Origin of the sequence: Brevundimonas diminuta, from assembly GCF_022654015.1 — a bacterium.
In the GTDB taxonomy this organism is placed as follows: domain Bacteria; phylum Pseudomonadota; class Alphaproteobacteria; order Caulobacterales; family Caulobacteraceae; genus Brevundimonas; species Brevundimonas diminuta_C.
In genome coordinates, this window is record NZ_CP073063.1 from 2,145,716 (window position 1) to 2,161,339 (window position 15,624).

Annotated in this window: 13 protein-coding genes; 4 read left to right on the forward strand and 9 right to left on the reverse strand. The window is 66.5% G+C overall.

The annotated features are described in order from the left end of the window. From KAK88_RS10710 to dusB, 7 genes are all read right to left on the reverse strand, one after another. A complete protein-coding gene (locus KAK88_RS10710) occupies positions 1 to 1,638 on the reverse strand; it encodes a Na+/H+ antiporter (RefSeq protein WP_242076627.1) in 1,638 nt (545 codons plus the stop codon). Between the two features lie 6 nt (positions 1,639 to 1,644). Beyond that, complete coding sequence (gene hflX / locus KAK88_RS10715) at positions 1,645 to 2,958, reverse strand: GTPase HflX (RefSeq protein ID WP_242076628.1); 1,314 nt, start codon at positions 2,956 to 2,958, stop codon at positions 1,645 to 1,647. Beyond that, entirely contained in the window at positions 2,959 to 3,204 is a 246-nt protein-coding gene (gene hfq / locus KAK88_RS10720; RefSeq protein ID WP_003164861.1) for an RNA chaperone Hfq, read from the reverse strand. A 101-nt stretch (positions 3,205 to 3,305) separates the two neighbouring features. Next, positions 3,306 to 4,166 carry a D-amino-acid transaminase gene (locus KAK88_RS10725; RefSeq protein ID WP_242076629.1) on the reverse strand — a complete coding sequence of 287 codons (861 nt, stop codon included), beginning with the start codon at positions 4,164 to 4,166 and terminating at the stop codon, positions 3,306 to 3,308. Continuing rightward, the gene (locus KAK88_RS10730; protein ID WP_242076630.1) at positions 4,166 to 5,572 is read right to left on the reverse strand and encodes a sigma-54-dependent transcriptional regulator; all 1,407 of its coding nucleotides are present in this window, start codon (positions 5,570 to 5,572) and stop codon (positions 4,166 to 4,168) included. The genes KAK88_RS10725 and KAK88_RS10730 overlap by 1 nt, the downstream gene beginning before the upstream one ends. Positions 5,573 to 5,581: 9 nt before the next feature. Further along, the gene (locus tag KAK88_RS10735) at positions 5,582 to 7,852 is read right to left on the reverse strand and encodes a sensor histidine kinase NtrY-like (protein ID WP_242076631.1); all 2,271 of its coding nucleotides are present in this window, start codon (positions 7,850 to 7,852) and stop codon (positions 5,582 to 5,584) included. Beyond that, positions 7,849 to 8,904 (reverse strand): tRNA dihydrouridine synthase DusB, encoded by a 1,056-nt coding sequence (gene dusB / locus KAK88_RS10740; RefSeq protein ID WP_242076632.1) that lies wholly within the window; start codon positions 8,902 to 8,904, stop codon positions 7,849 to 7,851. Before dusB ends, KAK88_RS10735 begins: the two co-directional genes overlap by 4 nt. 95 nt (positions 8,905 to 8,999) lie before the next feature. Between dusB and KAK88_RS10745 the strand changes: the two genes are divergently transcribed. Next, positions 9,000 to 10,151 carry a bifunctional 2-C-methyl-D-erythritol 4-phosphate cytidylyltransferase/2-C-methyl-D-erythritol 2,4-cyclodiphosphate synthase gene (locus KAK88_RS10745; protein WP_242076633.1) on the forward strand — a complete coding sequence of 384 codons (1,152 nt, stop codon included), beginning with the start codon at positions 9,000 to 9,002 and terminating at the stop codon, positions 10,149 to 10,151. On the opposite strand, the gene KAK88_RS10750 is transcribed toward KAK88_RS10745, so the two are convergent. After that, the gene (locus KAK88_RS10750; protein WP_242076634.1) at positions 10,148 to 12,436 is read right to left on the reverse strand and encodes a spermidine synthase; all 2,289 of its coding nucleotides are present in this window, start codon (positions 12,434 to 12,436) and stop codon (positions 10,148 to 10,150) included. The genes KAK88_RS10745 and KAK88_RS10750 overlap by 4 nt on opposite strands. Before the next feature lie 40 nt (positions 12,437 to 12,476). Here KAK88_RS10750 and KAK88_RS10755 point away from each other — a divergent pair, with 40 nt between their 5' ends. Beyond that, entirely contained in the window at positions 12,477 to 12,965 is a 489-nt protein-coding gene (locus tag KAK88_RS10755; protein WP_242076635.1) for a CinA family protein, read from the forward strand. After that, positions 12,962 to 13,213 carry a sulfurtransferase TusA family protein gene (locus tag KAK88_RS10760; protein ID WP_242076636.1) on the forward strand — a complete coding sequence of 84 codons (252 nt, stop codon included), beginning with the start codon at positions 12,962 to 12,964 and terminating at the stop codon, positions 13,211 to 13,213. Before KAK88_RS10755 ends, KAK88_RS10760 begins: the two co-directional genes overlap by 4 nt. Here the strand turns inward: KAK88_RS10760 and KAK88_RS10765 are convergent. Next, positions 13,170 to 14,018 (reverse strand): YihY/virulence factor BrkB family protein, encoded by an 849-nt coding sequence (locus tag KAK88_RS10765; protein ID WP_372342800.1) that lies wholly within the window; start codon positions 14,016 to 14,018, stop codon positions 13,170 to 13,172. The genes KAK88_RS10760 and KAK88_RS10765 overlap by 44 nt on opposite strands. Positions 14,019 to 14,315: 297 nt before the next feature. On the opposite strand from KAK88_RS10765, the gene KAK88_RS10770 reads away from it, so the two are divergent. Further along, entirely contained in the window at positions 14,316 to 15,623 is a 1,308-nt protein-coding gene (locus KAK88_RS10770; protein WP_039243714.1) for a diguanylate cyclase domain-containing protein, read from the forward strand. Position 15,624 lies beyond the last annotated feature (1 nt).

Sequence of the window (15,624 nt, forward strand, 5' to 3'; positions counted from 1 at the left end):
TCAGAGGTAGCGCAGTTCCTGTAGATCGACGTCACGGAACAGCTTCTTCGCCGTCACCTCGTCCAGCTGACGCGCCCTCAGCAACCGACGTAACTCTTCTCGCTCGGCGGCCAGTCCTGCCAGCCACAGACGACGCTCGATATCGTCCATCTTGCGCGTCAGGGCGGCGTCTTCCTGGTCCGTGCGGGTGTGGGTCTCGATCCGCTGGCGATAGGTTTCCATGATCCGGCCTGCGATGTCGGAATAGAGGTCGGGGTTGGACTTGCCCTCCGCCATGGCGTGCGAGGCGTCCTCAATGGCGCGGATGGCGGCCGAGGCGGCGGCGACCCGGCCCCGATCCTCTTCCTGCTCATGCGAAGGCTCCGGCGGCAGTTCGACGTTCTTCAGCAACCGGGGCAAGGCGAAGGTCGCCAGCACCAGCGACACCACGATCACGCCCGCCGCCAGGAAGATCGCCAGGTTCCGCGACGGCATCGGCGACCCGTCGCCCAAGGCGAACGGCAGGGTCAGAATACCCGCCAGAGTGATCGCACCCCGCACGCCCGCCAGAGACATCACCATGGTCAGCCGCAAACCGACCTTGGCCGGCGGCCCGCGATGGCGTCGGCGAAACAGGGTCAGCTTCAGCGAGGTCCACACCCAGACGAACCGCAGCGCCGCCAGGGTGGCGACGATGCCGAACACATAGACCGCCAGCCACCAGACCTCGGGCCGGCTGGTGCCCGCCACCACCTCGGCCGCCCGCGACATGATCGAGGGCATCTGTTCACCCAGGATCACGAAGATGATGCCGTTGGCGACGAACTGAACCGTGTCCCACACGACGCTGCGCCGGATTCGCGTCATCGCCATCGACTGGCCGGCGATGCCGCCGCGTTCGGTGAAACTCATCGTCACCCCGGCCGCCACCGCCGCCAGGATGCCTGACGCATGCAGTTCTTCTGCGACCAGATAGGCCGCAAACGGGATCAACAGGCTGATGAGAATCTGCGCGCCCACGTCCTCGCCCCAGCGTCGGCTGACGAAGCTCTTGGCGTAGCTGATGGCCATGGTGACCAGAACGCCGACAGCGACCCCGACCAGCGCCAGCCAAGCGAATGTTCCGATTGCATGGCCGATCGAAAACGCGCCCGTCGTCGCGGCGGCGACCGCGATCCGCATGCAGGTCAGGCCCGTCGCATCGTTCAACAGCGACTCGCCTTCCAGAATGTGCATCAGGCGCTTCGGGATAGGCGCCCGCGCCGCGATCGCCTGAACCGCGATGGGATCGGTCGGCGACAGGATGGCGGCCAAGGCGAAGGCCACCGGCAGCGGCATCTCCGGGATCATCCACCAGATCAGGAAACCCAGACCGACGACGGTGAACAGCACCAGCCCCAGCGCCAGCTCGAGGATAACCGCGCGGTCGCGAAACAGGTCTTCCTTGGGAATTCGCCAGCCGTCCAGAAACAGCAGCGGCGGCAGGAACAGCAGAAAGAAGATGTCCGGCTCAAGATCGACCGTCTTGCCCGTGATCAGCACGATGGCGGCGCCCAGCCCGATCTGAACCAGAGGCAAGGCGATGCGCGTGATCCGCGCGATCGAACCCGACACCACCACGGCCAACAGCAGAAGCAGGACGGTTTCGATCAGATGCATGAAAACTCAGTCGGTCAGGTCGGGATACAGGCGCTCGAATCGCCCGAGCGCCGCAGGATGCAGCCGCACCGTGACGTGAGTACGGCCAAGCTCGTCCGCATCGCGCGCCGTGACCCGCCCATGCTCGTACAGCCACGCCAGGGCGTCGCCCTGATGAGGCTCCAGCGTCAGCCGGGTCTCGGGATCATCGTCGATCAGGCCGGCGATGATCTGGCGCAGAGGCTCGATCCCCTCGCCCGTCCAGGCTGAGACGGCGACCGCCTCACCGTCCTTCGCCAGACGTTCGGCCTGACCCAGCACGGTCTCGCGCGCTTCGTCGTCCAGCAGGTCGATCTTGTTCCAAACGTCCAGCACCCGGCGCGTCTTGCCCTCTGGCGTCTCGATCTGTTTCAGCACAGCCTCGACGTCCTTGGCCTGGGCGGCGCTGTCGGGCGAGGCGATGTCGCGGACATGCAGGATCAGATCGGCCTCGCCGACTTCCTCCAGCGTGGCGCGGAAGCTCTCGACCAGTTCGTGCGGCAGGTCGGAGATGAAGCCGACGGTGTCCGCCACGATGGCGGGCCGCCCCTGCGGCAGGCGGATGGTGCGCTGGGTCGTATCTAGCGTCGCGAACAGCAGATCCTTGGCGAAGACCTCTGATCCCGTCAGCCGGTTGAACAGCGTCGACTTGCCGGCGTTGGTGTAGCCGACCAGGGCGATCGTCGGGAACGGCGCCTTCTGACGCTGTTTGCGGTGCAGGCCGCGCGTGCGACGCACCTCTTCCAACTCGGCCTTCAGCCTGACGATCCGGTCGGCGATCAGTCGCCGGTCCAGTTCAATCTGGGTTTCGCCGGGCCCGCCGGTCGAACCGGTGCCGCCACGTTGCCGCTCGAGGTGGGTCCAGGTGCGCACCAGACGCGACCGCTCATAATCCAGCCGCGCCAGCTCGACCTGAAGCCGCCCCTCCTTGGTCCGCGCGCGACGGCCGAAGATTTCCAGGATCAGGCCGGTGCGGTCGATGACCTTCACCTCCCACGCCTTTTCCAGATTGCGCTGCTGCACCGGCGTCAGGGCGTCGTCGATGATGACGGCCTCGGCGTCTGCGGCGCGCACAAGCGCGGCCAATTCCTCGACCTTGCCCGTGCCGAACAGGGTCGCGGGCGTGGTGCTGCGCAGCCGCACGATCTCTTCGGCGCGCACGTCGAGGTCCAGCGCGCGGGCTAGGCCCGCCGCCTCCTCAAGCCGTTCGCTCGCCAGCCGAGGACTGTCCGAGCGTCGGTCGGGGTGAATGACGACCGCCCGGATCAGCGGGACGGTGTGGTCGATCAGTTTTTGGGTCAATCAGTCTTCTTCGGCGTCGGGCTCGTACAGCTGCACGGGCGCGGACGGCATGATGGTTGAAATGGCGTGCTTGTACACCAGCTGGGACTGGCCATCGCGGCGCAGCAGGACACAGAAGTTGTCGAACCAAGTCACAATGCCCTGCAACTTGACCCCGTTGACCAGGAAGATGGTCAGCGGCGTCTTGGTCTTGCGGACCGAGTTGAGGAAGGTGTCCTGAAGGTTCTGACGTTTGTCTTGCGACATGGCAGGTTTTTCCTGTTCTTCGTTGTTTGTCGCCGTGGGAGCGGCGGGGCCGATGCAGCCGACGGCGACCTTAACCGCCGCCCGGCCGCTCGGGCAACGCCCTAAATGGCCCCTCGACGCGCCTGTTCAAGATAGAGTTCCCGCAGGCGGGTCGCGATGGGCCCGGGCTGGCCGTCGCCGATCTTCACGCCGTCCAGCGAAACCAGCGGCATGACGAAGGCGCTAGCGGCGGTGACGAACACCTCGCGCGCCCGTTTCGCTTCATCGACCGAGAAGGCGCGTTCTTCCAGTTCGACACCCTCGGCGGCGGCGAGATTGAGGACCGCCGCTCGCGTTACGCCCCGCAGGATATTGGCCTGGATGTCCCGTGTTCTCAGCCTGCCGTCCTCATCCACGATCCACGCATTGGTCGATGCGCCTTCGGTGATCAGACCCATGTCGTCATACATCAGGCACTCATAGGCGCCGCGCTCGCGCGCCGCCTGTTTGGCCAGCACGTTCGGCAAGAGACCGACGGTCTTGATGTCGCAACGCCCCCAACGAACATCGGGCTGGGTGACGCCGGCTGCGCCGTTTTTCGCCAGTCGCTGATTTCGCGCCGGATCCATCGACTTGGCCGTCACGATCACGCTGGGCGCGACATCGACCGGAAAACCATGATCGCGCGGCGCCGTGCCGCGTGTGACCTGCAGATAGACCATGCCGTGACGTACGCGATTTCGCCGCACGGTCTCGCGCAGAACGACGCCCAAGGCGCCGGCGCTCATCGGAATGTCGATCTTCAGTTCGCTCAGGCTGCGATGAAGGCGGCTCATATGACCTTCGAAATCGGCCAGCCGCCCGTCAAAGACGGACCAGACCTCATAGACGCCATCTGCAAACTGGAAACCGCGATCCTCGATATGGACCACGGCCTCACCATGCGCGCTGTAGGCGCCATTCACATAGGCGACGCGTGACATCAGGCCGGTTCTTCCTCATCGCCGCCGCGCGCAGGCGACACGCCCAGCGACTTCAGCTTCCTGTGCAGGGCCGATCGCTCCATGCCGATGAAGGCGGCGGTGCGCGAGATATTGCCGCCGAACCGCATGATCTGCGCCGCCAGATATTCCCGTTCGAAGACCTCGCGCGCCTCGCGCAGCGGCAGGGCGATGGTGCGCTCGCCGCCCAGGTTCGCCGTCCCGCCGTTCGAGGTCGCCACCTCCTGCGGCAGCATGTCGGCGGTGATCGTCTCGGCCGGATCACCGGTCGCCAGGATCAGCAGACGCTCGATATTGTTGCGCAGCTGGCGGATGTTGCCGGGCCACGGATGAACCTGCAGCACCGCCACCGCGTCGTCCCCGACGATGCGTTTAGGCAGTCCCTGCGAAGCGCTGATCGTGTCGACGAAATATTCGACCAGCTCGGCGATGTCCTCGCGCCGTTCCGACAGCGGCGGGACACGGATCGGCACCACGTTCAAACGGTGGAACAGGTCTTCGCGGAAACGCCCGTCTGCGATCTCGGCCTTCAGATCGCGCGAGGTGGAGGTCACGACCCGCACATCGACCTGAACGTCCTGCTCTCCGCCGACCCGACGGAAACGCTGATCGACCAAGACGCGCAGAATACGGCTCTGGCTCTCGCGCGGCATGTCGCTGATTTCGTCCAGATATAGCGTGCCGTTGTGGGCGCGTTCGAACACGCCGATCTTGCGGGGGCGGCCGTCTTGGCCCTCTTCGCCGAACAGTTCGACGTCCAGACGTTCCGGCGTCATGCCGGCGGCCGAAATCGCGACGAACTCGGCGCGGGCGCGAGGGCTGGCTTCGTGGATCTGCCGCGCCACCAGCTCCTTGCCCGAGCCGGCCGGTCCAGCGATCAGGACCCGGCTGTTGGCCTGGGCCACCTTGGCGATGGTGCTGCGCAAGGCCTGCGCGGCCTGCGATCGGCCGATCAGACCTGACGGCGTCATGGTCGCCGCGCGCAGGCGGCGGTTCTCACGCTTCAGCGTCGCCGCCTCGATGGCGCGTTCGACCACGACGACCAGCCGATCCGACTTGAACGGCTTTTCAATGAAGTCATAGGCGCCGCGTTTCAGCGCCGTCACCGCCGTCTCGATGTTGCCGTGACCGGAAATCATCACCACCGGCAGGTCAGGATCCAGCTCCTTGACGACCTCCAGCAACTCCAGCCCGTCCAGCCCGCCGCCCTGCATCCAGATGTCCAGGATCGCCAGCGACGGCTTCCTGGCCCGGATCGCGGCGAGGGCTTCGTCGGAGTTGGCGGCGACGCGCACGGCATGGCCCTCGTCCTCCAGCAGGCCGGACACCAGGTCGCGGATGTCGGCCTCGTCATCGACAACGAGAATGTCGGAACCGGTTGGTCGCATCTTGCCTCGCTATTCGGCGGCCAGGGTCTGGAGCTTGCGCTCCACGCCCTCGCCGCCTTTGCCGTGGGGTTTCAGGGGGAAGATCATGCACACGCGTGCGCCGCGCAGGGTCTGGGCGTCGGCCAGCTTCAGCTCGCCGCCGTGGTCCTCGCAAATACGTTTGACGATGGCCAGTCCCAGGCCCGTGCCCTTCTCGCGCGTGGTCACATAGGGTTCGGTCAGGCGATCGCGGTCGCGCGCCGGCAGCCCCACGCCGTCGTCCTCGATCACGAAGGTCGCGACGCCGTCTTCGACTGTCAGCGACGCGATCACGCCCGCACGATCCGACGCCGCCGCCTCACCCGCCGCAAGCCGTTGCGCCGCAACCGACTCGCCCGCGTTCTTGAGGATGTTGATCAGCGCCTGCCCCACCATGCGGCCGTCGGCCTGCATCGTCGCCTTGGGCAGGGGCTCGATGATGTCGACGACGATGTCCGGCGCGGCGACCCGCTGAGCGAAAACCGCCTCGCGCAGCATTTCGGCCGGGTTCTCGGGCGCGAACCGCGGCGCCGGCATGCGGGCGAAGGACGAGAACTCATCGACCATGCGGCCGATGTCTCCGACCTGGCGGATGATGGTGTCGGTGCAGCGGTCGAAGATCTCGACATCCTCGCCGATCCGCGCGCGATATTTCCGCTTCAGCCGCTCGGCCGACAGCTGGATCGGCGTCAGCGGATTCTTGATCTCATGGGCGATGCGACGGGCCACATCGCGCCAAGCGGCGTTTCGCTGCGCCGTCACAAGGCGAGTGATATCGTCGAAGGTCAGGACCATCTCGCCGCCCAGCCCGCCCTCGATCCGAACGCGCAGCCGCCGCGTGTCCCCGCCCCGGCTGACGTCGATGTCTTCCTCAATATGGGCCTCGGCGCGCCGCACCAAATCGCTAAGTTCCGGCGACAGCGCCGCGAGTTCGTGACCCAGAACCTCTGCCTCGTTGATGTGAAGCAGTTGCAGGGCGCTGTCGTTAATCGCCGACACCCGCCCGCGCTTGTCCAGACCAATGACGCCGGCGCTGACGCCCGACAGCACCGTTTCGATGAAGCGGCTGCGGTCATGCGCCTCGTCGCTCGCGGCCTTCAGCGCCGCCTGCTGCGCCTGCAGATCGCCGGTCATGCGGTTGAAGGCGTCCGACAGGGTTGCGATTTCGGCAGGCGCGCCGTCGCTGTCGACCCGTGCGGTGAAGTCGCCGCCTGCGACCTGTCCCGCGGCTTTCACCAGTCGACCAATAGGCGCGGAGATGCTGCTGGCCGCCGACATCCCCAGCCAAACCGCCCCGACCAGCACCAGCAGCGCCGTCTCCAGATAGCTGAGAATAAAGGCCGACTGGATCCGAGCGCGGCTCTCCTGAGCCTCTCGGTAAGCCTGGATCGACTGAACCGACGTGTTCATTCGCGCCACAAGGCCGTCCTGCAGCGGGCGCACCAGATAAAGATAGGCGTCGCCATAGGCTGGCAGGGCGATGATCGACCTGACGGCGTCTGGATGCTGCGTGACGGTTTGCGGAGGCTGCCCGCCTTCAGCTGCGGCCGCGAGTTCATCGCGCGGCGGCGCAAGATAGGGAGGCGCGCCTGTCTTTTCAGCACCAGCCAGCACCTCGCCCTTGCCATCCAGAATGTAGATGGCGGGGTAGCCGAAGATGTCTCCAACTTGGCCTAGGGCGTCGTTGAATTGAATGCGATCAGCAAACAGGCTTCGCGCACTTCCCAACTGATCCGAAATCGTGACCAAGTCAGCATCCATCGCAGCCGACACGTCCTGGATATAGGCGCGTCCCACGATCGCCCCGTTCTCGACCGAGGCCTGGACGTTTTGGCTGAACCACTGATCCACGCCCCGATTGACCAGAACGCCGAACACCAGCGCGATCAGCACCGACGGGACCAGGGCCACCATCGAAAACAAGGCGACGAACCTCAGGTGAAGGCGCGATCCGGCTTCGTCGGTGCTACGCACCAGGGTCAGCACGCGCCGGCCGACGATGATGGCCAGGCCGGAAATTAGAAGCAGATTGGCCGCCAGAACGATCAGGGCGATCTGGCTGCTCGATCCGCGCGCCGACCCCGATGTGGCCCCCGGCGCGACCGCCACCAGCCAGATGGCCGCCGCCGTGATCGCGACCGCTAAAAAGAAGGCCAGTCCGAAGCCGGTCCGCGACCGTTCGCTATCGACCCACCCCCAGAACGACCCGTCGTCCGACGCGAGGTCGGGCGAAGCGGTGCGTGCTGAAGGCGTATCCGTCATGCCACAGCAGTCTCCAACACCTGTGGCCCATTTTCAACAGCAGACTTATCCAACTGAGGCAAATCCGGCCGCCACAGTTCGCGCATGGCGGCTTCGACGGCCATCGGATCGTCGAGGCGGCAAATTCTTGCCTTGGCCTCGCGACGGTGTTGCGGATCGGCCGGCCACGGCGCCTGTTCGATGTACCAGCCCAGATGTTTGCGGACCATCTTCAAACCCAGCGGCAGGCCGTAGAACTCTGCCGACGCCCGCAAGTGCTCGGTCACGATCGCCAGACGCTCTTCCGGTCCAGGCTCCTCCAGCGCCACACCGTCGATCAGCGCCCGTTCAAGGTGCGCCGCTAGCCATGGCCGGCCGTAAACGCCGCGTCCCAGCATCAATCCGTCCGCCCCCGACTTCGCCAAGGCCTGGCGCGCTTCCTCGGCGGTGATGATGTCGCCATTGACGATGACGGGAATGCCGACCGCCGCCTTCACCGTCCCGACCGCGTCCCAATCCGCCTGCCCGGTGTAGAACTGCTTTCGTGTCCGGCCATGCACCGTGACGGCCTTGACGCCGATCGCTTCCGCACGGCGGGCCAGTTCGGCGGCGTTGCGGCTCTCGTCGTCCCAGCCCAGCCGCATCTTGACCGTGACAGGCCGATTAGTCGCCTTGACCGCCGCCTCCATGATCCGACACGCCAGATCGGGCGTCCGCATCAGGGCCGAACCGGCGGCCGAGCCCGTGACCTCCTTGGCAGGACAGCCGAAGTTTAGATCCACGATGTCCGCCCCAGCCTCTTCCGCCATCCTCCCCCCCTCGCCCATCTGCTCGGGATCGCGCCCGACAAGCTGGATGACGGTCAGCGGCAGACCCGCCCCCACGGCGGCGCGCCGCACAACGTCCGGCCGCGCCCGCGCCAGTTCCTTAGCCGCCACCATCTCCGTGGCGACATAGGCGGCGCCCAGCTTGGAGGCCAGCACGCGGAACGGCAGGTCGGTCACGCCGGTCATCGGCGCCATCAGCACTTGGCCGGGCACGGTCACATCGCCGATTTGCAGAGTCTTGGCCATTTCCGTCTTTCGCCGCATCGCGACCGCCCTCGTCAAGCACGACCGCGGCGCTTTGATGGTTTCGCCCCGTCGCCGCGCGCACTATCAAGGCCGCCATGACATTCTCGGGCATCATCGTCGCAGCCGGTTCCGGCTCGCGCGCCGGCGGCGACAAACAGTGGCGGGATCTGGCTGGAAAGCCCGTGCTGCGTTGGTCAGCCGAGGCCATGCTGAACGCCGGCGCCGACGAACTGATCGTCGTGATCGCGCCTGACGCCCTTGAGCGTGTGGCGGAGGTGATGTCCGGTTTGCCGCGTTGGAAAGCCGTCGTCGGTGGAGCCGCCCGCGCCGATTCGGTTCGCGCCGGGCTTGCGGCCCTGACCTGTCCGGCAGATCAGCCTGTGTTGATCCATGACGCCGCCCGCCCCCTGCTGGATCGCGCCGTCGTCGATCGTCTGCTGTCGGCCCTTGGAACTTCGGACGGCGCCCTGCCCGCCCTGCCTGTCGCCGACAGCCTTCGGCGGGGCGAGGCGGACGTCATGACCGACGTGGTTGATCGCGACGGTCTGTGGCGCGCCCAGACGCCTCAAGCCTTTCGCCGCGGCGTGATCGAGACCGCATACGCCGCCTGGTCGGACGCCGAAGTCCCGACCGACGAAGCCGTCGTCGTCCAGCGCAACGGCGGCGCGGTGGCCCTGGTTCAGGGCGATGCGCGTCTGATGAAACTGACCTATCCCGAGGATTTCGCCATGGCCGAAGCTCTGCTGCCCCAAGTGCAGCGTTATCAGACCCGCATCGGCTCCGGCTACGACGTGCATCGTTGGGGACCGGGCGGGTCCGTCTGGCTGTGCGGGATCGAGGTGCCGCACGATCAGACGCTGATCGGCCACTCCGACGCCGACGCCGGTCTCCACGCCCTGACCGACGCCATCCTTGGCGCCATCGCGGCGGGCGACATCGGCGACCATTTCCCTCCAACCGATCCGAAATGGAAGGGCGCCGCCTCGGACCAGTTTCTGATCCATGCCGCCGAACTGGTCGCGGCGCGCGGCGGCCGCATCGTCAATGTCGATGTCACCCTGATCTGCGAACGCCCCAAGGTGAAACCGCACCGCCAGGCAATGCGCGACCGCATCGCCGGGCTGCTGGGGCTTCCGCTCGACGCCGTCAGCGTCAAGGCGACCACGACCGAAGGGCTTGGCTTCACCGGACGCGGCGAGGGTCTGGCCGCCCAGGCGGTGGCGACCGTGGAAACGCCAGTCGCCTAGCGCGCCGCCATCTTCATCTGACGCACCAGCGATCCGAACAGATTGACATAGTCGTCCGTCCACGGACGCACCGTCGTCGGCGTCAGCTTGCGCCAACGCGCATCGTCCCTGAATCCTTCCAGCGCCGCCGGACTCTTGCCGATTAGCAGGGCCTCGGTCGAGGCCTCGGCCATGTCGCCCTGGCCCGACTGCTCGATATAGACCTGGTGCAAATGCGGGACCTTCAGCGCCTGCGCCGCCGCCTCGGCCGGCAGGGTGATCTCCAGGTTCCGGTTCGACAGATGCAGCACCACGACGCCGTCGGGCGCCAGCAGCCGCAGATAGCCGCGGATCGCCTCGACCGTCAGTAAGTGCGTCGGCACAGCGTCGGACGAGAAGGCGTCGATGACCAACAGGTCGTAGGATCCTGCCGGCTCACGATCCATCGTCAGGCGCGCATCCCCCAGAACCGTCCGCACCGGCCCGTCGGCGCAGCCGTTGATGAAGCTGAACCATTGGGGGTCGCGCGACAGCCGATCCACCATCGGATCGATCTCGAAGAAGGTCAGTTGGTCCTGGGCGCGCTTGTAGGCGGCCATGGCGCCCGAGCCCTGCCCCACCACGCCGACGCGCGCGCCGTCCAGCCGTCTCGTCTGCATCTGCAGCATCGCCTGCCCCAGTGGCGTCGAGGTCGCATAATAGAGCGTCGGCTGACAGCGGTTCGACTGCGCCTGGGCCTGGGCGCCGTGCAGGGTCGTGCCGTGCATCAGCACATGGACCGGCCCGCCCATCAGCGGATCCTCGATCTTGGCCACCCGCATCACGCCAAAGAAGCTGCGCTCCGACAGGGCCCAGTCATAACCGCGCGCCAGATGATAGCCGGACCAGACGATGGCGGCCAAAACGATCGTGAACATCACCGCCCGATCGCGCACCAAGAAGGCGAACAGGGTCGCGATCCCCAGGATGGCTTGCGCGATCCGCACCAGTTCGGCGTCGGGGATGGCCGCGCGAATGTCCGGCGCATAACGGACCGCCTCCATCGACAGCGGGCCCAAAAGGGCGATGACCACGCCGGCGACGCAGCAGATGATCTCCCACGGCCTGATCTCGCGACGGCTCCACGGCCGCAGCAATCCGGCCGCCACCAGCACCAGCGGATATTCCCACACCATGTCGAAAACGGCCGGCGCGATCAGGCCGTTGAACAGCCCGCCGACCACGCCGCCCAGCGAAAGCAACAGATAGAATTCGGTCAGCCGATCCGGCGCCGGCCGCCGCGCCGCCAGCCGCTGGTGACACATCAGAGCGGTGAAGAAGAAGGCCGCCAGATTGACGGTGAACACCAGCAGCCATTCGCCCGTCCGGAAGGCGATCAGGGCGGCGCAGGCCGCGCCCATCGCCGCCTGCAGCCCAAGGCCGATGACTGGCGGGATCGCTGGCCGGGTCTGGAACGCTATGACGAACGTGAGCAGATAGAGCGCGAGCGGTATAACCCACAGAAAGGGCGCCGAAGCCACATCGGTCGTCAGATGCGCCGTCACCCCCAGCATCAGACTGGATGGCGCGGCGGCCAGCAGAACCAACATCCCTTTTTCGCGCCAGGCGATCGGCGGGCTGGCCTCAAGCGGCGCGGGCTCCGCCGTCCCGATCTCGCGTCGTCGCCAGACCTGAACGCCCAGCCCCACGACCATCACCACGAACAGCCCATAGCCGACGCTCCAGCCCAGACGCTGATCCGACAGGCTGGCCAGCGGCTCGATCACGACCGGATAAGCCAGCAGGGCCAGGAAACTGCCGAGGTTCGAGGCGGCGTAGAGAACATAGGGATTCTGGCCGTCTGCATGTCCGGCCCGCACACGCGCATACCAGGCCTGAAGCAGCGGCGCGGTCGCCGACAGAACCGCAAACGGCGCGCCGATCGATACCGCCAGTGTCGCCAGCAGCCACATCGCCGGTTGTGACGGATCGGGATCTCCCAGCAGGCCGCTGATCTGCAAGGGCAGGAAAAACGCCGCGACGATCAGCAGGCCCAAGTGAACCCCGACCTGCGCCCGCATGGTCGCCAGACGTTGCAGCAGGTGCGCATAGCCATATCCGGCGAGCAGCGCGGTCTGGAAGAACACCATCGACGCGTTCCACACCGAAGGCGATCCGCCCAGCGTCGGCAACAGCAGCTTTGCCGCCATCGGTTGAACGACGAAGACCAGACAGGCCGATGTGAAGATGGCGACGGCGAACAAGATCGGCGCGATGCGATCCGATGTCGGGGCGGCGGGGCTTAACGGATCGACAGCCTCAGTCATAGCTCTGGTTAGAGCGGGGTTCGCGGCCTATGAAAAGACCATGTTTTCCCAAGATATCGCGCACCTGGCGCAACAGATTGTCGCAACGGCCAGTGAGCGCGGCCTGATGCTGGCGACGGCCGAAAGCTGCACGGGCGGGCTGGTGTCCGCTGCGATCACGGCCATTCCCGGTTCATCAGCGGTCCTGGATCGCGGGTTCGTCACCTACAGCAACGAGGCCAAGGCCGAGATGCTGGGCGTGTCTCTGGAAAGCCTGTCCGCCCACGGCGCCGTGTCGCAAGCGGTTGCTCTGGCCATGGCTGAGGGCGCCGTGGCGCACTCGCGCGCCTCCGTGTCGGTGTCCGTGACAGGCGTGGCCGGACCAGGCGGCGGGTCGGCGGATAAACCCGTGGGTCTGGTCCACTTCGCGGCGTGCGGACCGCAGGGCGTCGTTCACCGCGTCGAGCGATTCGGCGACCTCGGCCGCGACGAGATCCGCCAAGCCAGCGTTCGTGTGGCGCTGGAACTGCTGGCGGATCGGCTCGCGTGAGCGACCCCGTCGTCATCGACGCCAGGGGTTATCGCTGCCCTGTTCCCAGTCTAAAGCTGATGATGGCGATGGAATCCGCCTCGTCCGGCGCGCGGATTGTGCTGCTGGCCACCGATCCGATGGCCCGGATCGATGTGCCGTTTCTGATGTCTCAGAAAGGTGGGCGCGTCCTCGAGATCGATGATGCCGACGGCCTTCTTCGCATTACGATCGAGACCGGCGCCCGGCCCGACGCTCCGACAGATTGACGACATCGGCCGGCGGCGCATCGACGACCGCGCGCGCCTTGGCCGCCAACTCCATCTCGGTAGCAAAGGCGCCGCCGTAGAAGATGGCGTTGACGTTCCACGACAGCCAGATCAGCAGCACCACCACGGCGCCGACCGATCCATAGGTGGCCCCCAGCGGCGCGATCTGCTCGACATAGATGGCGCACAGCCACGACGACACGACCGACATCAAGGTCGCCACCAGACCGCCCGCCGTCGCCGGCAGCCAGGCGACCGGCGCCCTGTGGCTCATGGCGTAGCGGTAAAGGAGCGTCAGCCCGATCACCAGGCCAATGGCGGGCAGGAAGGCGTCCAGCGGCGCCATGCCGCTTCGCCCGGGGAGGCCGGCGGCCGACGACGACGCATGCGCCATGATGCGAACAGTCACGACCGCGCCCGACACCACAGTGAACAGCGCAAAGGCGAAGATGGCCACGAAGAAGGCCAGCAGATTGAACTTGAAGAAGCCGTGCGGCTCGGTCTCATCATGGATCAGGTTCAATCCCGCCAACAAGGCCTTAAAACCTCGATGCGCGGCATAGGCGCCGACGAACAGGGCGAAGGCGCTCTGAGCGGAAACCGTCCGCGCCGATGCATTGCTTAAACGCGTGATTTCGCCCTGAAAAATTGTCTGCGCCGCCTTGGGCAACAGGTCCGATAGCGCGGTCGCCTGGGCGCTGACCTCGCTGATCGACAGACCCAGCTTGTAGAAGCCGATCAGGATGGCAATCGCCGGAAACACGGCCAACAGGGCGAAGAAGGACACGCCGCCCGTGTAGAGCATGACGTCGCGCCCCCAACTGCGGGTAAACGCTCGCACGGCCAGCCCACCCCAGAACCCGGGCGCTTTCAGGACCGACCGTGTCAGTTGCTCACTCAAATCGGTCCCCACAACCGTTGCACAAGCGGCGGAACCTAGCGGAATTCGTCTGTGGCGAAAGTCTCATCCGCGTGAGGACGATCATTCGCGATCCGGCCGCATCCCTTTGGCCCGACGACATTGCATCCTTAACACGCTCGTCGCTATGGTCCGCGCGTTTCCCGCCGGCTATTGGCGCGGCGACCTTTGGAGACGATCGGCTTGGCTTTCGACGCGCGCGTATTGATCCTGGCGGCTGACGATGGCCGGATCGGGCCGCTCGCTGCGGGTCTGGATGCGCTGGGCTGGACGACGGTGACCGCCCGCGACGTCGTCTCCGCCGAGATGACGCTTCAGGACTTTCCGCTCGAAGCCGCCGTCATCGACATCAACACCTTCGACGCCGATGTGGCGTCTCGCCTTCGCGCCGCCGCCGAGCCGCGTCGCCTGCCCATCGTGGTCATCGGCGCCCGCCCCGATTCGGTGAAGGGCGCGGATTTGACCATGTCCACGCCGCCGCATCCGGCCCAGGCCGCCTTGCGTCTGGAGCAGCTGGGCCGGGCCGCCATCGCCGAGGAAGAATATCGGCTGCGCGTCACCACTTTTGCCACGCGCGGGGTCGGTCTGGACAAGCGGACGGACGACGACGGTCCCTTGCGTGTTCTGGCCGCCGGCGTAGCCGACCGGCGCTTTCTCGCCCTGTCGAACGCCCTGACTGCGGCCGGGGTCGAGGTGGTGGCGGCGCCGACGCCCTACACCGCCTTCGACTATCTGCACGAAAGCCCGTTCGACGCCGCCGTTCTGTGGGGCGCCGAAGACCATGCGCCGGCCCTGTCGATCGCGGCGGGCATGAAGCGCAACACTCGTCTCTATCACATCCCGCTGATGCTTTATCTGCGCGGCAGGAACGAGATCAGCCTGGCCGAATTGTTCAATCGCGGCTTCGCCGACGTCGCCTCCGCCGACACGCCCGAGGGCGAAACGGCCGAGCGAATCCTGTCCCTGGCCGGCGCGCACCGCATCCACCTGGGCATTCGCAAGACGCTGGACTCGGTGCGCAGCCTGGACGTGATGGACCCGGAAACAGGCCTGTTCACGCCCGAACTGTTCGCCAGCCACCTGGGCCGTGTCGCCGAGGCCTCGCGCGCGCGCAAGCGCCCGCTATCCGTCTGCGTTCTGAGAGTGCGCGAAACCGAATCCGTCACCTGGGCGCGTCAGGGTGGTTGGCTGGATCGCGCCATGCCGCAGATCGGGGCCATGGTTTCGCGCCTGGTCCGCGTCGAGGACACCCCTGCCCGCCTGGCCAAGGAGGTCTTCGCCTTGGCCCTGCCCGCGACCCACGCCGAACCGGCGCGCCTGGCCGCCGAACGGATCGCCGCCGTAATCGGCTGCACCGCCTTCGACGCCGGCCCGGACCGGTCGCCCTTCGTCGCCGAGTTTGACGTCGGCGCCGCCGAGATGCGCCCCGACGAAAGCGCCGCCGCCCTGCTTGAACGCGCCTCCGCCGACCTGTTCGAAAAGACGCGCTGAG